Here is a 15,140-nt window from a genome sequence, read left to right on the forward strand (position 1 = left end):
GGCATGGCCCACTTGCCCAGCGAAGCGGGCGAACCTATGTCCTTGGCAGAGCCTGAACAGGCCGCACCAGGGGGAACGCAATGGACAAGAGTGAATGGCAGGGCGCGCAGGGCCAGACCTGGGCCAGCGAATGGCGGCGAACTGATCGCAGCTTCACTGCCGTAACCGAAAAGCTCCTCCAGCGCTTGCGCGGACTTGCTTTCTCTCAGGTGCTCGACATCGGCTGCGGGGCGGGCGAAACCTCACTTGCCATTGCCCGGAGCCGTCCCGATGCAAGGGTTGTCGGCGTCGATATCTCGCCCGACCTTGTCGCCACGGCGCGCCAGCGCGGCGAAAGCCTGCCTAACGTCTCCTTCGACCTTGCAGATGCGGCCAGCTATACCCCGCCCGCCGGTTTTGCCCCGCAATTGCTTGTATCGCGTCATGGCGTAATGTTCTTCGACGATCCGCCCGCCGCTTTCGCCAATCTCGCCCGCATCGCCGACAGCGGCGCCCACCTGCTTTTTTCCTGCTTTCGCAGCCCGGCGGAAAATCCGTTCTTCACCGATGTGGCCCGCCTCTTGCCCGAGCCGCCGCCTGCCCCGCCGCCTGGTGCCCCCGGCCCCTTCGCCTTTGCCGACCGTGCCCGCATGGCAGGGATACTGGAGGCCGGGGGTTGGGAAGGCGTGGCGATCGACCCGTTCGATTTTCCGATGGTGGTCGGCGGAGGTGATGATCCGGTGGAAGATGCCGTACGCTATTTCGGCACCATCGGCCCGGCCGCAGTCGCTGCCCGCGCCATGAGCGATGACAGCCGCGCGGCCTTTTTCGACAATCTGCGCCAGCTTGCCCGCAACAATCGCCACGATGGCCTGATCGCGCTGCCTGCCGCTGGGTGGATCGTGACGGCCCGCCGGAAGGACTGAGCGCGTCGCCGCTTAATCCGCTTGTCCCTCGTCCCAGCACCAACTAACTGGCAGCCATGCAATCGACCAATGACATCCGCCGGGCCTTCCTCGACTTTTTCGCGGCCAATGACCACCAGGTGACGCCTTCCGCGCCGCTGGTGCCCTATAACGACCCCACGCTGATGTTCGTCAACGCAGGGATGGTGCCGTTCAAGAACGTCTTCACAGGCCTGGAAACGCCGCCCGCGCCTCGTGCAGTGTCCAGCCAGAAATGTGTGCGCGCCGGTGGCAAGCACAACGATTTGGATAATGTGGGCTATACTGCCCGCCACCTTACGCTGTTCGAGATGCTCGGCAATTTCAGCTTCGGTGACTATTTCAAGGAACGCGCGATCGAGCTCGCCTGGGGCATGGTGACAAAGGAGCTGGGCCTCGATCCCAAGCGCTTGACCGTGACCGTCTATCACACGGATGACGAGGCAGCAGGCTTCTGGAAAAAGATCGCAGGCCTGCCCGAAGACCGCATCATCCGCATCGCCACCAAGGACAATTTCTGGGCCATGGGCTCGGACGGTCCCTGCGGCCCGTGCTCCGAGATCTTCTGGGACCACGGTCCCGAAATCGCCGGCGGCCCGCCCGGTTCGCCCGACGAGGATGGCGACAGGTTCGTGGAAATCTGGAACCTGGTGTTCATGCAGCATGTTCAGGAGGCCGACCAGATCGTGGGCGACCTGCCACGCCCCAGCATCGACACAGGCATGGGCCTGGAACGCATCGCTTCGGTGCTGCAAGGCAAGCACAACGTGTTTGAAACCGATACTTTCGCCACCTTGATCGCGGCGAGCGAAGAGAAGTCGCGCTCGAAGGCCGAGGGCGACAATCTCGCCAGCCACCGGGTGATTGCCGATCACCTGCGCTCGACCAGTTTCCTCATCGCCGATGGCGTTCTGCCGTCCAACGAGGGGCGCGGATACGTGCTGCGGCGGATCATGCGCCGCGCCATGCGCCATGCCCACCTGCTTGGCGCTGACAAGCCGCTGATGCACCGCCTGGTGCCCGCATTGGTGGGCGAGATGGGCCAGGCCTATCCTGAACTGGTCCGCGCCGAGGCATTGATCCGTGAAGTGCTGGAACGCGAGGAAACCCGCTTCCGCCAGACGCTCGACAAGGGCCTGCGCCTGCTCGACGAGGAAACGTCCGGCATGGGCGAGGGTGCCAGCCTGTCGGGTGAAACCGCGTTCAAGCTCTACGATACCTTCGGCTTCCCATACGACCTGACCGAAGACGCCCTGCGTGCCCGCGGGATCGGGGTGGACCGCGCCGGTTTCGATGCCGCAATGGCGGTGCAGAAGGCTGCTGCCCGCGCCGCCTGGAAGGGCAGCGGGCAGTCCGCCGATGGCGAGCTGTGGTTCGACATCGCCGAACGCGAAGGCGCGACCGAATTCACCGGCTATGCCGCTACTGAAGGCGAAGGCCGCGTGGTGGCGCTGGTGGTCGATGGCAAGGAAGTTTCCCGCGCCGAAAGCGGCCAGGAAGTGATGGTCATCACCAACCAGACGCCGTTCTACGGCGAAAGCGGCGGCCAGGCGGGCGATGCCGGGGTTATCAGCGGTGACCGGCGGCTCGACATGATAGTAACCGACACCTCCAAGCCGCTTGGGCGGCTCCACGCGCACCACGGGCGGATTTCTTCAGGTTCTGTCGAAGTGGGCGACACGGTGCATCTGAAGATCGATGCGGACCGGCGCGACCGGATCAGGGCCAACCACTCTGCCACGCACCTGCTACACGCCGCCCTGCGCAACCGCCTGGGCGACCATGTGACGCAGAAGGGCAGCCTGGTAGCCGAAGACCGCTTGCGGTTCGATTTCTCCCACCCCAAGCCTCTCACAGCTGAGGATATTGCCGCCATCGAGGCCGAGGTTAACGCGGAAATCCGCCACAACGCCGAAGTCTCCACCCGCCTGATGAGCCCTGACGATGCCATTGCCGCCGGTGCCATGGCCTTGTTCGGCGAGAAATACGGCGAGGAAGTGCGCGTGCTCAGCATGGGCCGCGCGGGCGAGGGCGGAGGGACCTATTCGGTCGAACTGTGCGGCGGCACCCATGTGCGCGCCACGGGCGATATCGGCCTGCTGCGCGTGGTGTCGGAAAGTGCGGTCTCCAGCGGGGTGCGGCGGATCGAGGCCCTGACGGCCGAAGCTGCCCGCCAGTGGATCGTGGGTCGCGAGGAAGCTCTGAAATCCGTCGCCGCTACTCTGCGGACTGCTCCGGACGAGGTCCTCGAACGGGTCGCCGCGCTGGTGGACGAGCGTCGCACCTTGGAACGCGAACTTGCTGAGGTGAAGAAGCAACTGGCCCTTGGCGGCGGTAGCGGTGCGGCACCTGCTGCGGACGAGGAAGTGGGCGGCGTCAAGTTTTCCGGCCAGGTCCTACACGGGCTCGACCCCAAGGACCTGCGCGGCCTGCTCGATGAGGCGAAGAAGCGTATGGGTTCTGGAGTAGCGGCGATCTGTGCGGTCAATGACGGCAAGGCTGCTTTCGCAGCCGCAGTAACCGACGATTTGACTGCACGGTTCAGCGCAGTCGATCTGGTTCGCGCAGGCGTCGAGGCGCTTGGCGGCAAGGGCGGCGGTGGGCGACCCGACATGGCGCAGGGCGGTGGCCCGGATGGCGACAAGGCCGAGGCCGCCATCGCGGCGGCCAGGGCCCTGCTGGGATAGGCCGACTTAACCATTCCTGCCTTTGCCCCCGCGATCCTGCGCGGCACGGCGCCGATCGTCTTCGCTGCCGCGCGCAACATCGTCCATGTTGCGTTCGTTGCGACCGGTGTCCTTCCCGGCGCCGGAGACATTCTGCGGCTTGAATTTCTCGCTGTCGGGGACGGGCTTTGCGGGATCTTCGGTCTTGCTCATGACTGTTCTCCTTTTGCAACCAACGCGCGACAACGCGACTGGTTGCCGGATGGAGCTCAGGTTTCGGCGGACGAGGTGCGCAGCTTGGGTTTTTCGTCGAGTGCGCCATCCTTCCGGATGCGCTCGCGGAACTCATCGCGCTTCTCATGGATCGACGCGATCACGTGCCCCATCGGCACGCCGAGTTCGACCAGCACCGCTTCGGATAATTGCAGCGAACTTTCGAGCGTTTCGGGCACCGCGACAGTCACGCCGCTGCGGTAGAGCTCAGCCGCATGGAGCGAATCGCGCGCGCGCGCGATGATTGTGAGATCAGGCCAGTCCGCGCGCAACCGGCGCACTACGCGCTGGGCCAGTATGTGTTCGTCCATCGTAAGAATGACTGCGGGTGCGCGTTCGAGGCCGAGTCGTTCGAGCATGCCGCCTTGCGTGGCATTGCCGAAGACCGCGGGAATCCCGTCGCGCCGCGCACGTTCGACCAGTGCGGGATCGGCGTCGATTGCGATGAAGGGGAGATGGTGGCGCTTGAGCATGTCGGCTACCACTCGCCCAATGCGTCCGAAGCCCAGGATCAGGATACGCGGTTCATCCTCGTCACCGAAATCGTTCGACGGTTGATTGGTGCCTTCGATGCGTCGCGCGACCCTCCGTCCGATCATTCCCAGCAGTGGGGTAACGGTCATGCCGAGCGCGGTGACGATCTGCCAGAACTGGCCGGTGCCAGGCTGGATCAGCGCTGCGGCCGTCGCTGCCGCGATGATGATCAACGTATCCTCCGAGGGGCTGGACATCAGGATTCCGGTTTCGGAGGCGGTGCTGCGCCGGGCGCCCATCGAGCGCAACAATATGCCGGTGACCACGGCCTTGAGCGAGAGCACGAGGAACGTTGCTACCAGGATCGACCAGAGGTGCTCCCACACTACGGCAAGATCGATTGTCATTCCCACCGTCAGCAGGAAGACCCCGAGTGCAAGGCGGCGGAACGGGTCGATAATCTCGGCGACTTCGAGCGAATAGTCCGTCTCCGCGATCAACAGCCCGGCAAGGAGGGCGCCGACGATCGGCGACAATCCGGCAAGAGTTGTAGCGATGCTTGCTCCCAGAACCACCAGCAGGCTGGCCGAGAGAAACAGCTCCGAACTCTTTGCACGCGCGGCGAGTGCGAAAAGCCGCGGGAGAAAAATCCGTCCGAGCACCAGCATGGCGACGATCACGCCAAAGCCCTGCAACAACACCTGGCCCATCGCGACATCGCTTTCGCTGTCCGCATATGGCGCGAGCGTGCCGAGCAGGAAGATGATTGGCACCAGCGCCAGCCCCTCGAACAGCAGCATGGACAATGCGGCCTTGCCCACCGGGGTCTGCGTTCCCGAAATCGGCAGGACTACAGCGGTCGAGGACATTGCCAGAGCCAAGCCCAACGCGATTGCACCGGTCCAGTACTGGCCCATCATCGAAAGGAATGCGGCCAGCAACGAGCCGATTACGATCAGTTCAAGCGCGCCTAGTCCGAAAACCATCCGCCGCATCGACCATAGGCGAGAAAACGATAGTTCGAGGCCGATGGTAAACAGCAGCAATACGATGCCGAATTCGGCGAAGGGTTCGAGCCGTTCGGGATCGGTGATTGTGACGTAAGTGAGCCACTCATGCTCATAGACCATGCGGCCAAGGCCATAGGGGCCGACCAGCAGCCCCACCAGGATGAAGCCGATGATGGGCGTGATGCGGAACCGCGCGAACAGCGGAATAACAATCCCGGCCGCGCCCAGGATCACCAGCGCGTCGGACATCAATGGAGAGAGCGCTTCACCGTGCATCGTCCTGCTCTATGTCAGACAGACGATGGATACCGCAACGCACAATTCAGGGGAGGCTTGTTTGCGGCAGGAAGCTTCCAGGGCACAAAAAAGCAGGCGGGGGCCAATCCGAAGATTCGCCCCCGCCGGTTACCTGTTCAGTGGCAGCTGCCGATCAGGCGAGGCCCTGTCTCGTCATTTCGGCTTCGAGCTCGTTCACGATGGCTTCGAAGAACTGCTCGGTGGTCATCCAAGGCTGGTCCGGACCGATCAGCAGCGCGAGGTCCTTGGTCATCTTGCCCTGTTCCACACAGGACACGCAGACCCGCTCCAGCGTTTCGGCGAAGGCTACCACATCGGGCGTATCGTCGAAGCGGCCGCGATAAATCAGCCCGCGCGTCCAGGCGAAGATTGAGGCGATGGGGTTGGTGCTGGTCGCCTTGCCCTGTTCGTGCTGGCGGAAGTGTCGAGTGACGGTGCCGTGAGCCGCTTCGGCTTCAATGGTCTTGCCATCGGGCGTCATCAGGACCGAGGTCATCAGGCCAAGGCTGCCGAAGCCCTGCGCCACCACATCGGACTGCACGTCGCCATCGTAGTTCTTGCAGGCCCAGACGAACTTGCCGCTCCACTTGAGTGCGGATGCAACCATGTCGTCGATCAGGCGGTGTTCGTAGATGATGCCCAGCTCGGCGAACTTCTCCTTGAAGCCCTCAGTCTCGAACACTTCCTCGAACAGGTCCTTGAAGCGCCCGTCATAGGCCTTGATGATGGTGTTCTTGGTCGAAAGGTACACCGGCCAGCCACGGTCGATGCCATAGTTGAAGCTGGCGCGGGCGAAGTCGCGGATCGAATCGTCGAGGTTGTACATCGACATGGCAACACCGGGGGCCTTGAACTGATAGACCTCGCGGTCGATCACCTTGCCGTCCTCGCCTTCGAACACCAGGCGCAGGGTGCCGGCGCCGGGAACGAGGAAATCGGTGGCGCGATACTGGTCGCCAAAGGCGTGGCGGCCCACCACAATGGGATCGGTCCAGCCCGGCACCAGCCGGGGCACGTTCGAGATCACGATGGGTTCGCGGAAGATCGTGCCGCCCAGGATGTTGCGGATCGTTCCGTTGGGAGACCGGTACATTTCCTTCAGGTTGAATTCGGCAACGCGCGCTTCGTCGGGCGTGATGGTGGCGCATTTTACACCCACGCCGTGCAGCTTGATCGCATTGGCGGCATCGACCGTGATCTGGTCGTTCGTCTCGTCCCGCATCTGGACCGAGAGATCGTAGTATTTCAGGTCCACATCGAGATAGGGCAGGATCAGCCGCTCGCGGATCCACTGCCAGATGATGCGGGTCATCTCGTCGCCATCGATTTCAACGATCGGGTTCTTGACCTGGATTTTCGCCATCGGGTCTTCCTGTTCTGCTTAGAAGTCTTTTCAGTTTTGGGCGGGATTGCGCGGGTCTTAGCAGCGAGGCGCGCTGGCGCAAGGGGAGGGGGCGACAGGAATCCGCGTGGCGTCCATCAATATGGCCGCAATTGCAGGAATTCGGCCCAGCAAAGCCAGCATCGGCGCATGGAACACAGGTCTTTCGGCCACGGCGCGAGCGAGCCGGGCCAGCCGCAGGGGGGATTGTGCGCGGGCGGCGAACTGGCGCTGGTAATCAATTGCCGCCGCTCTGCCACCGGCCAGGAAGTGTTGTGCAGCCATGACACCGCTGGCCAGGGCGATTCCCATGCCTTCACCCGCCAGCGAGGGGATGACCGCAGCCTGGTCGCCCAGCCGGAACAGCCCTGGCGCGGTATCCTGCGCGATCCAGCCATAGGGCACGGCGCCCACCGTATCGATCGGACAGTCGCGCCAGTAGCCACCAAGGCGCTCGCCAAAAGCCGGGTGGTCCTTTCCAAGGGCGGTCAACATAAGCGCCGGGTCGCCGCCATGGCGGGTCAGCAGCGATTTCTTTACGGCCAGGCAGATGTTCGCGCTGCCGCCCTCCTGCAGGACGATTCCGGCATAGCCGCCGTCGAACAGGTGCAGTTCGATCGTGCCTTCCAGCTGGCGGAACACAGCGGGCGAAGGGGGCAGGCGCAACCGCAGGCCCAGCGCCGGGTCGCGCGCCATGCGCGGGCGGGCGAGGCCCCTTACATCGTGCTTGCCACTGGCGAGGAACAGCGTCTCGCCGCTCCAGTCTCGCCGCGATCCATGGGCCACCAGGCCTTCGACCGAGCGGATCGTGTCCACCTCGAAGCGGGCACCTGCGGCAAGCGCGGCTGTGCGCAAGGCGCTGTCCATGGCGTGCCGCGATAGTCCCCAGGCAGGGGCTGGCAGAGGTGCTTCGGCAGACCGGTCAGTGACGACAAGGCGCAGGCGGATAACCCGGTGTGCGCCCAGTTCAGCGCAATCGACCCCAAGCCGGGCCAGTTGCTCCGCCGTCCGCCAGCTTATGAACCCGCCGCAAAGGGGATCGCGGGCAACCTCGGCCCGGTCGATGAGCAGTGGGCGCGCACCGCCTTTTGCCAGGGCAATGGCAGCGGCACATCCGGCAGGGCCGGCGCCGAGGATCAGCGGATCCGGGATACGCATAGCCGGAAGGGGAATGTGGGCTGCACTTCGGCGCGGGTGATGCAGGCTTCGGCCAGCAGCGCCTGCCATTCCGCTGGACGAAATGCGCGGGCGATCGAGGTCTGGCCATCCTGCCGCACGATGGGATGGGCGCCCATAAGGCGGGCCAGCAAGGGATAGCCGAGGTAGCTCAACGTGTGGCGATGCAGGTCGTTGACGAACCAACCCGCCCGCGCCCGCTCTTCCATGAAGCGCAGGAAACCGACGAGTTCATCGCGGGTCATGTGATGGGCCACCAGGCTCGAGACCACGCAATCGAACTGCCCTTCGCCGAAATCGGTGTAGTCGCCGGTGTAGTATTCGATTGGCAGGGCAGGATCGGTGGCGGCGCGCGCTGCCGGTTCGCTCAGGGGATTGAGGTCTATCCCCACCAGCCGCGCGTCGATCCCGCGGTCTGCCGCCCAGCGGGCGATCCGGCGCAGCATGTCGCCATGACCGAAGCCGACATCAAGCAGCGTGAACCGCCGCTTGTCGCCCACCGCTTGCTGCAGGAAACGCAAGGTCGGCCTTGCCGCCAGTGTCACCCGGTTGACCCGTGCGAGGTCAGCCAGCACCGCGTGATAGGTCGCCTCGGGCAGGGCGGCATCGTCCATCAGCTCGGTGGTGATGCGCCGCTCAGCCAGCATCGTCGGTCCAGCCGAAACGTAGCCCTTCCATCGCCAGCCCAGGCCCGAAGGCCAGGGCTAGGCCGCTGGCGGGGCGCTGGTCCATCAGCCGCTGCAGCACGAACAGCACCGTGGCAGACGACATGTTGCCATGGTCGCGCAGGACCGCGCGCGAGGCATCGAGCTTGCCCGGTGCCAGCGCCAGGCCGCGCTCCACCGCATCAAGGATCGAACGGCCGCCAGGGTGGACCGCCCAGGCCTCGATCAGGGCGGGATTGCCGATCCTCTCGGTCACCAGCGGATCGACCAGCGCTTCTGCCAGCCGCGTCGGGACTTCCCCCGACAGGTGCATGGCAAACCCGGTATCGCCGATGGTCCAGGTGATGAGGTCTGCACTTTCGTGCAATGTGAGGGATAGCGGATCCAGCAGCGCCAGGCCGGGACCGGTCCCGCTGACAACCACCGCCGCCGCGCCATCGGCGAATTGCCGCATGGCGAGCAGGGCTTCGATGTCACCTGTCTGCTGCAGGTGCAGGCTGCACAGTTCGACCGTCACCACCAGCACGCGGGCAGCGGGATCGGACCGCACCACGTGGGCGGCGGTGCGCAGGGCGGTAATCCCGGCGTAGCAGCCCATGAAGCCAATGGAGATTCGCTCGACCGTCCTGGCCAGCCCGAGCTGGCGAGCAATGACCTGGTCGAGGCCGGGTGCCATGAAGCCGGTACAGCTTGCCACCACGATGTGGGTTACGTCCCCGAGGTCGGGCAGGCCCGCGATCGCCTGGAGGGCCAGCGCCGGGGCTTCATCGGCATAGACCTTCATTCGCCGGGCAGTCGAAGCGTTTGCGGGCGTCGCGTAGAAACCTGCGGCTTCCATGCGACCGTGCTGTCCGTCGAGTACGGTGTAGCGATGTGAAATCCCCGACCGATCGGCCATTCGCTCGAACAGCTTGCGCTGCCGGTCATCGGTGATCTGGGCTGCGGCCCACTGGCGGTAATGGCCTTCAACCTCGCCAGCGGGCACAGCAGTGGAAATCGCTTCAATGCGCGCTGCTGGGGCGGAGGACTTCATGGGTTGGACGGGTAATCCTTCTGCCGACACAATGTTCCGCCGGATTGCGCCGACCTGCCACATTGTTCGACCGGAGGATACACGGGCGAACGGTCCCTGTGCGCGCGCCGTCAAACAAAAACCCGCCGCAGATGCGACGGGTCCATGCTTGTTCAGGGAATGGTGGGCGTAGCAAGGATTGAACTTGCGACCCCTACGATGTCAACATAGTGCTCTACCACTGAGCTATACGCCCGAGCCATTCCTGATGCCTCCAAGCGGGGGCAAGGCGGGCCAGATAGCGCCGCCTTTGGCCACTTGCAAGGCCTACATGCTCAACGCAGTCGCATCCTCGAACATGCGCTCTATTTCAAGCACCAGATCCTTCAGGTGGAACGGCTTGGACAGCATCTTGGCATGCGGCGCTTCGCGGCTGGCTTTCAGGGTAACGGCCGCAAATCCGGTGATGAACATCACCTTGGTCGACGGGCTGATCTCGTTGCAATGCTGGGCCAGTTCGATTCCGTCCATGACCGGCATGACGATATCGGACAGCAGCAGGTCGAAGATTTCGGTTTGCAGATGGGGCAGGGCATCCTCGCCGCTACCGACCGCCACGACCGAATATCCTGCGTTTTCCAATGCGCGCGAGATATAGCCGCGCATGGCCTGGTCGTCTTCGGCCAGCAGGATTCGGATCATGATATGCTCCCTGATTTGTGCGATCCCGGCCTAGACCACAAAGGCGTTAAATTCCTGTGCCGATTTCCAGGTGACCAAGTTTGGAACAGGAGATTTTGACTTCGTGCATCCGGCAGGCCAGCAATGCCATATGGTTGATGTGATCGCGGAAAATTGTGAACCGAGTCGCGACCAGGTGGGGGTTCCCTGCGGTCTGTTACCTGGCGATCCGGGGCTGCCCGCCTTCGAGCTGGTGCAGCGCCGTCCATCGCCAATCCCCGTGCTGATTGCCGTGCCGCATGCCGGTCGCAGCTATCCGGCCGATCTCCTTGCCGCGATGCGCAACCCGCAGGACGCCTGCATCCGGCTGGAGGATCGCTTTGCCGATATGGTGGCCCGTCAGGTGGGGCAGCAGACCGGCGCGGCACTGCTCGTCGCCCACGCCCCGCGTGCCATGATCGATCTCAACCGCGCCCCTGAAGACATGGACTGGGACATGGTCGCGGGTCCCTCTCCGCGAGGAGTATCCCGTTTTGCAGCCGGGAGAAGGGCGCGCAGCGGACTTGGCCTGGTGCCTCGCCGCTTGCCAGCGCTGGGCGAATTGTGGCGCGAACGCATGTCGCCCGACACGCTCGAAGCCCGCCTTGAACTGGTGCACCGTCCCTATCACGCCACCCTCGGGCAGGTGCTGGAAAGCCTGCGCGACCGCTGGGGCAGTGCCGTGCTGGTGGACCTCCACTCGATGCCGCCGCTGGGCCTGAAGACCGGCAGCGATCCATCAGCCGATTTCGTGGTGGGGGACCGCTATGGTTCGTCCTGCGCCGCACACCTCAGTGCGGCCGCGATCGACTATCTGGGGCAGGCCGGCTGGCGGGCGGCGCACAACCGCCCCTATGCCGGGGGCTATGTGCTCGACCGGCATTCGGCACCCCAGCGAGGCATCCATGCCGTGCAACTGGAGATGTGCCGCGCGACCTATCTCGATGCAGCGCTCAGGCAGCCGGGTGACGGGCTGGACCTTGTGGTCGATGCTGTCGCCGGGCTGGTCCGGCACCTGGCGGGCGAGCTCTCCACGGGGTGGAAGTACCTGCCGCAGGCTGCCGAATAGCATTTCGCTTTTCTCATGAAAAAACCGCCTCGTGCAAAAAGCACGAGGCGGCCAAGGTTCAGGGAGGAAGTGCGCCCCTTGGATCGAGACCCGCAGGGTACACCTTCCCGGGCAGACCATGAGGGGAGTCTGCTCGGGCAGAAACAACATAGGATCAGTATTTGCCGTTTCAAGAACAAACGGCGCCGACCGCAAGGTCGACGCCGTTTGGTACCCGGAACGGGGGAAAAGGTGTCAGGCCTGGCCCGCTACCGATTCGAATTCCGAGGCTGACAGCGGGCCCTTGCCCTGCATCGTCTGGCGGCCAAAAATCTGGCGCAGCAGATCGAGTGAAAGCAGGTGGGCATAGATCAGGGGCAACAGCCCGCTCTCGTTCCACTTGCGCAGCTGGTCACCGCGCATTTCGCGCAGCTTTTCCTGATTGATCATCTTGAAGCCACGGTAGATGAACGGCTGGCCGTTGCCATCCTGACGGTTGATCGCCACTTCGCCGTCCATCAGCAGGTCGGCCTTGACGATCTCGTCCATGAAGGCGCGGGTCTTGAGGCCGGCTTCCTCGAACTTCTGGCAGAAATTCAGCAGTTCCTGCGTAGCCTGGGTCGGCTGCTTGTCGGCGTCGAACAGGTCACGCCCATCTTCGAAATCGCCAACCAGTCCGCTGGTAGGGTCAAAACAGAGCGACAGGTCGTCGGTGTTCTGCTGCAGCTTGACCAGCATAAAGGGGTAGCGGCGGATGTAGGCCGGGACATAGGGCGTACCGATCGGCGTGCCATCGGCTTCGAAAAACACGTTCACGCCTTCATTTAGGCCCATCAGCGCCAGCGGCACGGAATTCTCACCCGAAGAAAACACGATCGGGAAATCGCGCTGCGCCTGGGGGAATTCCTCCACCGTCAGCGGGATCGCATTCTGGCTCGACACCCAGGCAGCCTTATCGACTGTCTTGGCCTTCCAGCCGAGGTGGTCCTGGCTGTTGAGCGGAATGAGGTCGTTGTACATCACGGGCAAACCGGGCTTCGGCGCGCTGGCCATCTTTCATCTCTCCGAAACTGAAATTGTCCTCGCAGCCTTGAACCGGCCACGTTGCTGGGCGGGGGCTTTAGTGGGTGGCGGCCTCGGGCGCAAGCGGCACAAGTTTGCCCGGGTTCAGCAGTCCGTCGGGATCGAGCGCGCGCTTCACGCTGGCCATGATTGCCAGTTGCACCGGATCGCCCAGCCGGGCCAGTTCGTCGCGCTTCAACTGGCCGATGCCGTGCTCGGCGCTGATGGAGCCGCCCCAGCTGGTGACGAGGTCATGGACGTAGGTGGAAATCTCCTTGCCCTGGCCTGCTTCCCATTCGCCAGGCACGGCTGCGGCAGGCGCGAGTACATGGTAGTGGACATTGCCATCGCCCAGGTGGCCGAAGGCGACCGCCCGGGTGCCCGGGAAGCGCTCTTCGACTTGCGGCAGGGTCTCGGCCACGAAGTCGGCCATGGCGGCGACCGGTACCGAGATATCGTGCTGCATCGCTGGTCCCAAGGCGCGCTCAGCCGGGGCGATTTCGTCGCGCAGGGCCCAGAATTCCTCGGCCTGGGCCTCGTTCATCGCAATGGTGGCATCTGCCACCAGACCGGCAGCAAAGGCGCTTTCGAGCAGGCCCTGCGCCAAATCCGCCAGCCGGTCCACGCTGGCAGTATCCGCCACCAGCTCGATCAGCGCATTCCACTCGTGCGCCTCGGCTAGCGGTGCCCGCGAGCGTGGGCTGTGGGCCAGAACTGCCTCGAGCGAGTGGCGCGGCATGACCTCGAACCCTTCAAGGGCATCGCCCGCCTCGGCCTCGGTATGGAGCAGCAGCTTGCGGGCATCCTGGATCGTCGGCAATCCTGCCCACAGCACGACCCGGTCTGCCAGCGCCGGCAGCAGGCGCAGCGTTGCGCCGGTGACAATGCCGAGCGTTCCTTCAGAGCCGATCAGCAACTGCTTGAGGTCAAACCCGCGGTTGTCCTTCTTGAGTGGCACCAGCGCATCGAATACCGATCCATCGGCCAGTACCGCTTCCAGCCCCAGCACCTGCGCGCGCATCGATCCGTGGCGCAGGACCTGGGTGCCACCGGCGTTGGTGGCAATCAGCCCGCCGATCGTGGCCGAGCCCTTGCCTCCAAGTGTCAGAGGGAAGCGCAGGCGATGCCGCTCGGCCTCCTCGTGCAGGGTCTGCAGGATCACCCCTGCCTCGCAGGTCACTTCGCGCGCTTGCGGGTCAAGCCGGACGATCCTGTTCATCCGCCTGAGCGAGAGGACCAGCGCATCCCCGCTCGGATCGGGCGTTGCGCCGCCCGACATGCCGCTGTTCCCGCCTTGTGGCACCATCGGTACACCGTGGCGGGCGCACAGCTTTACCAGCGCCGATACCTCCGCCGTCGATGCCGGGGAAGCCATGCCCAGCGCCCGGCCGGTATAGCGCCCGCGCCAGTCGGTGAGCCAGGGATCGACCAGCTCGGGATCCTGGGTGAACCCGCGCGGCCCAAGGAGGTTGGCGGCTTCTTCGGTGAATGTTGACCTGTCGTTCATGGCGGCAACTCTTGCCAGCGGGCATGGCCGCTTGCAACGCGCAAACGGCTACCAAGCACTGCGCAGGTTAAGCCGCTATTCAACCATCCAGGCTATAGCCCGGACAGGCAGGGGTTTCATGAGGGGGCCCGTGCGTAGAGTTCCGCCCAGAGCAATGTTTTTGACCAGACGCCTGATCCTGACCTGCGCTGCCGTTGCAGCCCTGACCACCGCCCTGGCGGGGGAGGGGCCCTTGCGGGCGCAGGAGGGTGGGCGCGAGGTGCTGGTAAATGTCCAGCCCGAGCGCACCCCGGTCGATCTGGGACTGGACGGCATCGCCACTCCGCCGCTCCGCGTGCTCGAACAGGCCCGCCAGCCGCAGACCATGGGCCAGGTCCGCATTCGCGAGCGGGTGATCATCCGCGTGTCTCCCGGTTCGCCCGATACCCGTCAGCGGGTGCTGACCATGCAGGCCCAGCGCTCTGCTACCCCGGCCTTCCGCGAAGTGAACCATGACGACTGCGTGCGGGTAGAGAACATCGTGGGCGTTGACCCGACTGCCGACAACCGCCTGCTGCTGTTCATGGAGAACCGCAACGTCCTTGTTGCCGAGCTCGACAGGACCTGTTCTGCCCGGGCTTTCTATTCCGGCTTCTATGTGGATCGCAACGATGACGGGCGGCTTTGCGTGCGGCGTGACATGCTGCAATCGCGGGCCGGGGCTTCTTGCTCGGTGGAGAACCTGACGAGGCTGGTTTCGGCGGGAAACTGACCGCCGGACTGCACGGCGGGGCGGGCAATGGCTCGCCGGCCAGCCATCGGGGGCAATTCCTTGACTTTTTCGCCTGGCAGTGCATAGGCCTGCCCTTGAGGCAGCACGCTTGCGTGCCAGCCCGACACCGCCTGTGGGAAACCCCGGGCCTCTTATCCGGACACAAGCGCACCAT

At 64.3% G+C, this 15,140-nt stretch carries 13 protein-coding genes and 1 tRNA gene; 4 read left to right on the top strand and 10 right to left on the bottom strand.

What is annotated here, in order from left to right:
• The first annotated feature begins 80 nt into the window (after positions 1-80).
• Both M3P36_RS12105 and alaS read left to right on the top strand, forming a co-directional pair.
• Positions 81-905 carry a class I SAM-dependent methyltransferase gene (locus M3P36_RS12105; protein ID WP_249703844.1) on the top strand — a complete coding sequence of 275 codons (825 nt, stop codon included), beginning with the start codon at positions 81-83 and terminating at the stop codon, positions 903-905.
• Positions 906-961: 56 nt separating this feature from the next.
• Positions 962-3,610 carry an alanine--tRNA ligase gene (gene alaS, locus M3P36_RS12110; RefSeq protein WP_249703846.1) on the top strand — a complete coding sequence of 883 codons (2,649 nt, stop codon included), beginning with the start codon at positions 962-964 and terminating at the stop codon, positions 3,608-3,610.
• Between the two features lie 6 nt (positions 3,611-3,616).
• On the opposite strand, the gene M3P36_RS12115 is transcribed toward alaS, so the two are convergent.
• The 8 genes from M3P36_RS12115 to cpdR form a co-directional block, all read right to left on the bottom strand.
• On the bottom strand, positions 3,617-3,802 hold the full coding sequence (locus tag M3P36_RS12115; protein WP_249703847.1) for a hypothetical protein: 186 nt from the start codon (positions 3,800-3,802) through the stop codon (positions 3,617-3,619).
• 56 nt (positions 3,803-3,858) lie between these two features.
• A complete protein-coding gene (locus tag M3P36_RS12120; protein WP_249703849.1) occupies positions 3,859-5,595 on the bottom strand; it encodes a cation:proton antiporter domain-containing protein in 1,737 nt (578 codons plus the stop codon).
• Positions 5,596-5,776: 181 nt separating this feature from the next.
• Complete coding sequence (locus M3P36_RS12125; protein ID WP_249703851.1) at positions 5,777-7,006, bottom strand: NADP-dependent isocitrate dehydrogenase; 1,230 nt, start codon at positions 7,004-7,006, stop codon at positions 5,777-5,779.
• Between the two features lie 57 nt (positions 7,007-7,063).
• Complete coding sequence (locus M3P36_RS12130; RefSeq protein ID WP_249703853.1) at positions 7,064-8,182, bottom strand: NAD(P)/FAD-dependent oxidoreductase; 1,119 nt, start codon at positions 8,180-8,182, stop codon at positions 7,064-7,066.
• Positions 8,161-8,847: a methyltransferase domain-containing protein gene (locus M3P36_RS12135; protein ID WP_249703855.1), complete on the bottom strand. Its 687-nt coding sequence runs from the start codon at positions 8,845-8,847 to the stop codon at positions 8,161-8,163. Before M3P36_RS12135 ends, M3P36_RS12130 begins: the two co-directional genes overlap by 22 nt.
• A complete protein-coding gene (locus M3P36_RS12140; RefSeq protein WP_249703858.1) occupies positions 8,837-9,898 on the bottom strand; it encodes a type III polyketide synthase in 1,062 nt (353 codons plus the stop codon). Before M3P36_RS12140 ends, M3P36_RS12135 begins: the two co-directional genes overlap by 11 nt.
• 160 nt (positions 9,899-10,058) lie before the next feature.
• Positions 10,059-10,133: transfer RNA gene (locus M3P36_RS12145), tRNA-Val, on the bottom strand.
• 71 nt (positions 10,134-10,204) lie between these two features.
• On the bottom strand, positions 10,205-10,579 hold the full coding sequence (gene cpdR / locus M3P36_RS12150; protein ID WP_249703860.1) for a cell cycle two-component system response regulator CpdR: 375 nt from the start codon (positions 10,577-10,579) through the stop codon (positions 10,205-10,207).
• Between the two features lie 130 nt (positions 10,580-10,709).
• Between cpdR and M3P36_RS12155 the strand changes: the two genes are divergently transcribed.
• Positions 10,710-11,666: an N-formylglutamate amidohydrolase gene (locus tag M3P36_RS12155; RefSeq protein WP_249703862.1), complete on the top strand. Its 957-nt coding sequence runs from the start codon at positions 10,710-10,712 to the stop codon at positions 11,664-11,666.
• Positions 11,667-11,900: 234 nt separating this feature from the next.
• On the opposite strand, the gene M3P36_RS12160 is transcribed toward M3P36_RS12155, so the two are convergent.
• Positions 11,901-12,698 carry a SapC family protein gene (locus tag M3P36_RS12160; protein ID WP_249703863.1) on the bottom strand — a complete coding sequence of 266 codons (798 nt, stop codon included), beginning with the start codon at positions 12,696-12,698 and terminating at the stop codon, positions 11,901-11,903.
• Between the two features lie 67 nt (positions 12,699-12,765).
• The gene (locus M3P36_RS12165) at positions 12,766-14,214 is read right to left on the bottom strand and encodes an FAD-binding oxidoreductase (RefSeq protein ID WP_249703865.1); all 1,449 of its coding nucleotides are present in this window, start codon (positions 14,212-14,214) and stop codon (positions 12,766-12,768) included.
• Between the two features lie 154 nt (positions 14,215-14,368).
• Between M3P36_RS12165 and M3P36_RS12170 the strand changes: the two genes are divergently transcribed.
• A complete protein-coding gene (locus M3P36_RS12170) occupies positions 14,369-14,965 on the top strand; it encodes a hypothetical protein (protein ID WP_249703867.1) in 597 nt (198 codons plus the stop codon).
• Positions 14,966-15,140: the final 175 nt, after the last annotated feature.

The organism is Altererythrobacter sp. KTW20L (assembly GCF_023501975.1).
Taxonomy (GTDB): Bacteria; Pseudomonadota; Alphaproteobacteria; order Sphingomonadales; family Sphingomonadaceae; genus Alteraurantiacibacter.

What these genes read in the sequence shown, in the direction of transcription:
- M3P36_RS12105 (WP_249703844.1), top strand. Translation starts at nt 81, where the DNA reads ATGGACAAGAGTGAATGGCAGGGCGCGCAGGGCCAGACCTGGGCCAGC.
- alaS (WP_249703846.1), top strand. Translation starts at nt 962, where the DNA reads ATGCAATCGACCAATGACATCCGCCGGGCCTTCCTCGACTTTTTCGCG.
- M3P36_RS12115 (WP_249703847.1), bottom strand. Translation starts at nt 3,802, where the DNA reads ATGAGCAAGACCGAAGATCCCGCAAAGCCCGTCCCCGACAGCGAGAAA.
- M3P36_RS12120 (WP_249703849.1), bottom strand. Translation starts at nt 5,595, where the DNA reads ATGTCCGACGCGCTGGTGATCCTGGGCGCGGCCGGGATTGTTATTCCG.
- M3P36_RS12125 (WP_249703851.1), bottom strand. Translation starts at nt 7,006, where the DNA reads ATGGCGAAAATCCAGGTCAAGAACCCGATCGTTGAAATCGATGGCGAC.
- M3P36_RS12130 (WP_249703853.1), bottom strand. Translation starts at nt 8,182, where the DNA reads ATGCGTATCCCGGATCCGCTGATCCTCGGCGCCGGCCCTGCCGGATGT.
- M3P36_RS12135 (WP_249703855.1), bottom strand. Translation starts at nt 8,847, where the DNA reads ATGCTGGCTGAGCGGCGCATCACCACCGAGCTGATGGACGATGCCGCC.
- M3P36_RS12140 (WP_249703858.1), bottom strand. Translation starts at nt 9,898, where the DNA reads ATGAAGTCCTCCGCCCCAGCAGCGCGCATTGAAGCGATTTCCACTGCT.
- cpdR (WP_249703860.1), bottom strand. Translation starts at nt 10,579, where the DNA reads ATGATCCGAATCCTGCTGGCCGAAGACGACCAGGCCATGCGCGGCTAT.
- M3P36_RS12155 (WP_249703862.1), top strand. Translation starts at nt 10,710, where the DNA reads ATGGTTGATGTGATCGCGGAAAATTGTGAACCGAGTCGCGACCAGGTG.
- M3P36_RS12160 (WP_249703863.1), bottom strand. Translation starts at nt 12,698, where the DNA reads ATGGCCAGCGCGCCGAAGCCCGGTTTGCCCGTGATGTACAACGACCTC.
- M3P36_RS12165 (WP_249703865.1), bottom strand. Translation starts at nt 14,214, where the DNA reads ATGAACGACAGGTCAACATTCACCGAAGAAGCCGCCAACCTCCTTGGG.
- M3P36_RS12170 (WP_249703867.1), top strand. Translation starts at nt 14,369, where the DNA reads ATGTTTTTGACCAGACGCCTGATCCTGACCTGCGCTGCCGTTGCAGCC.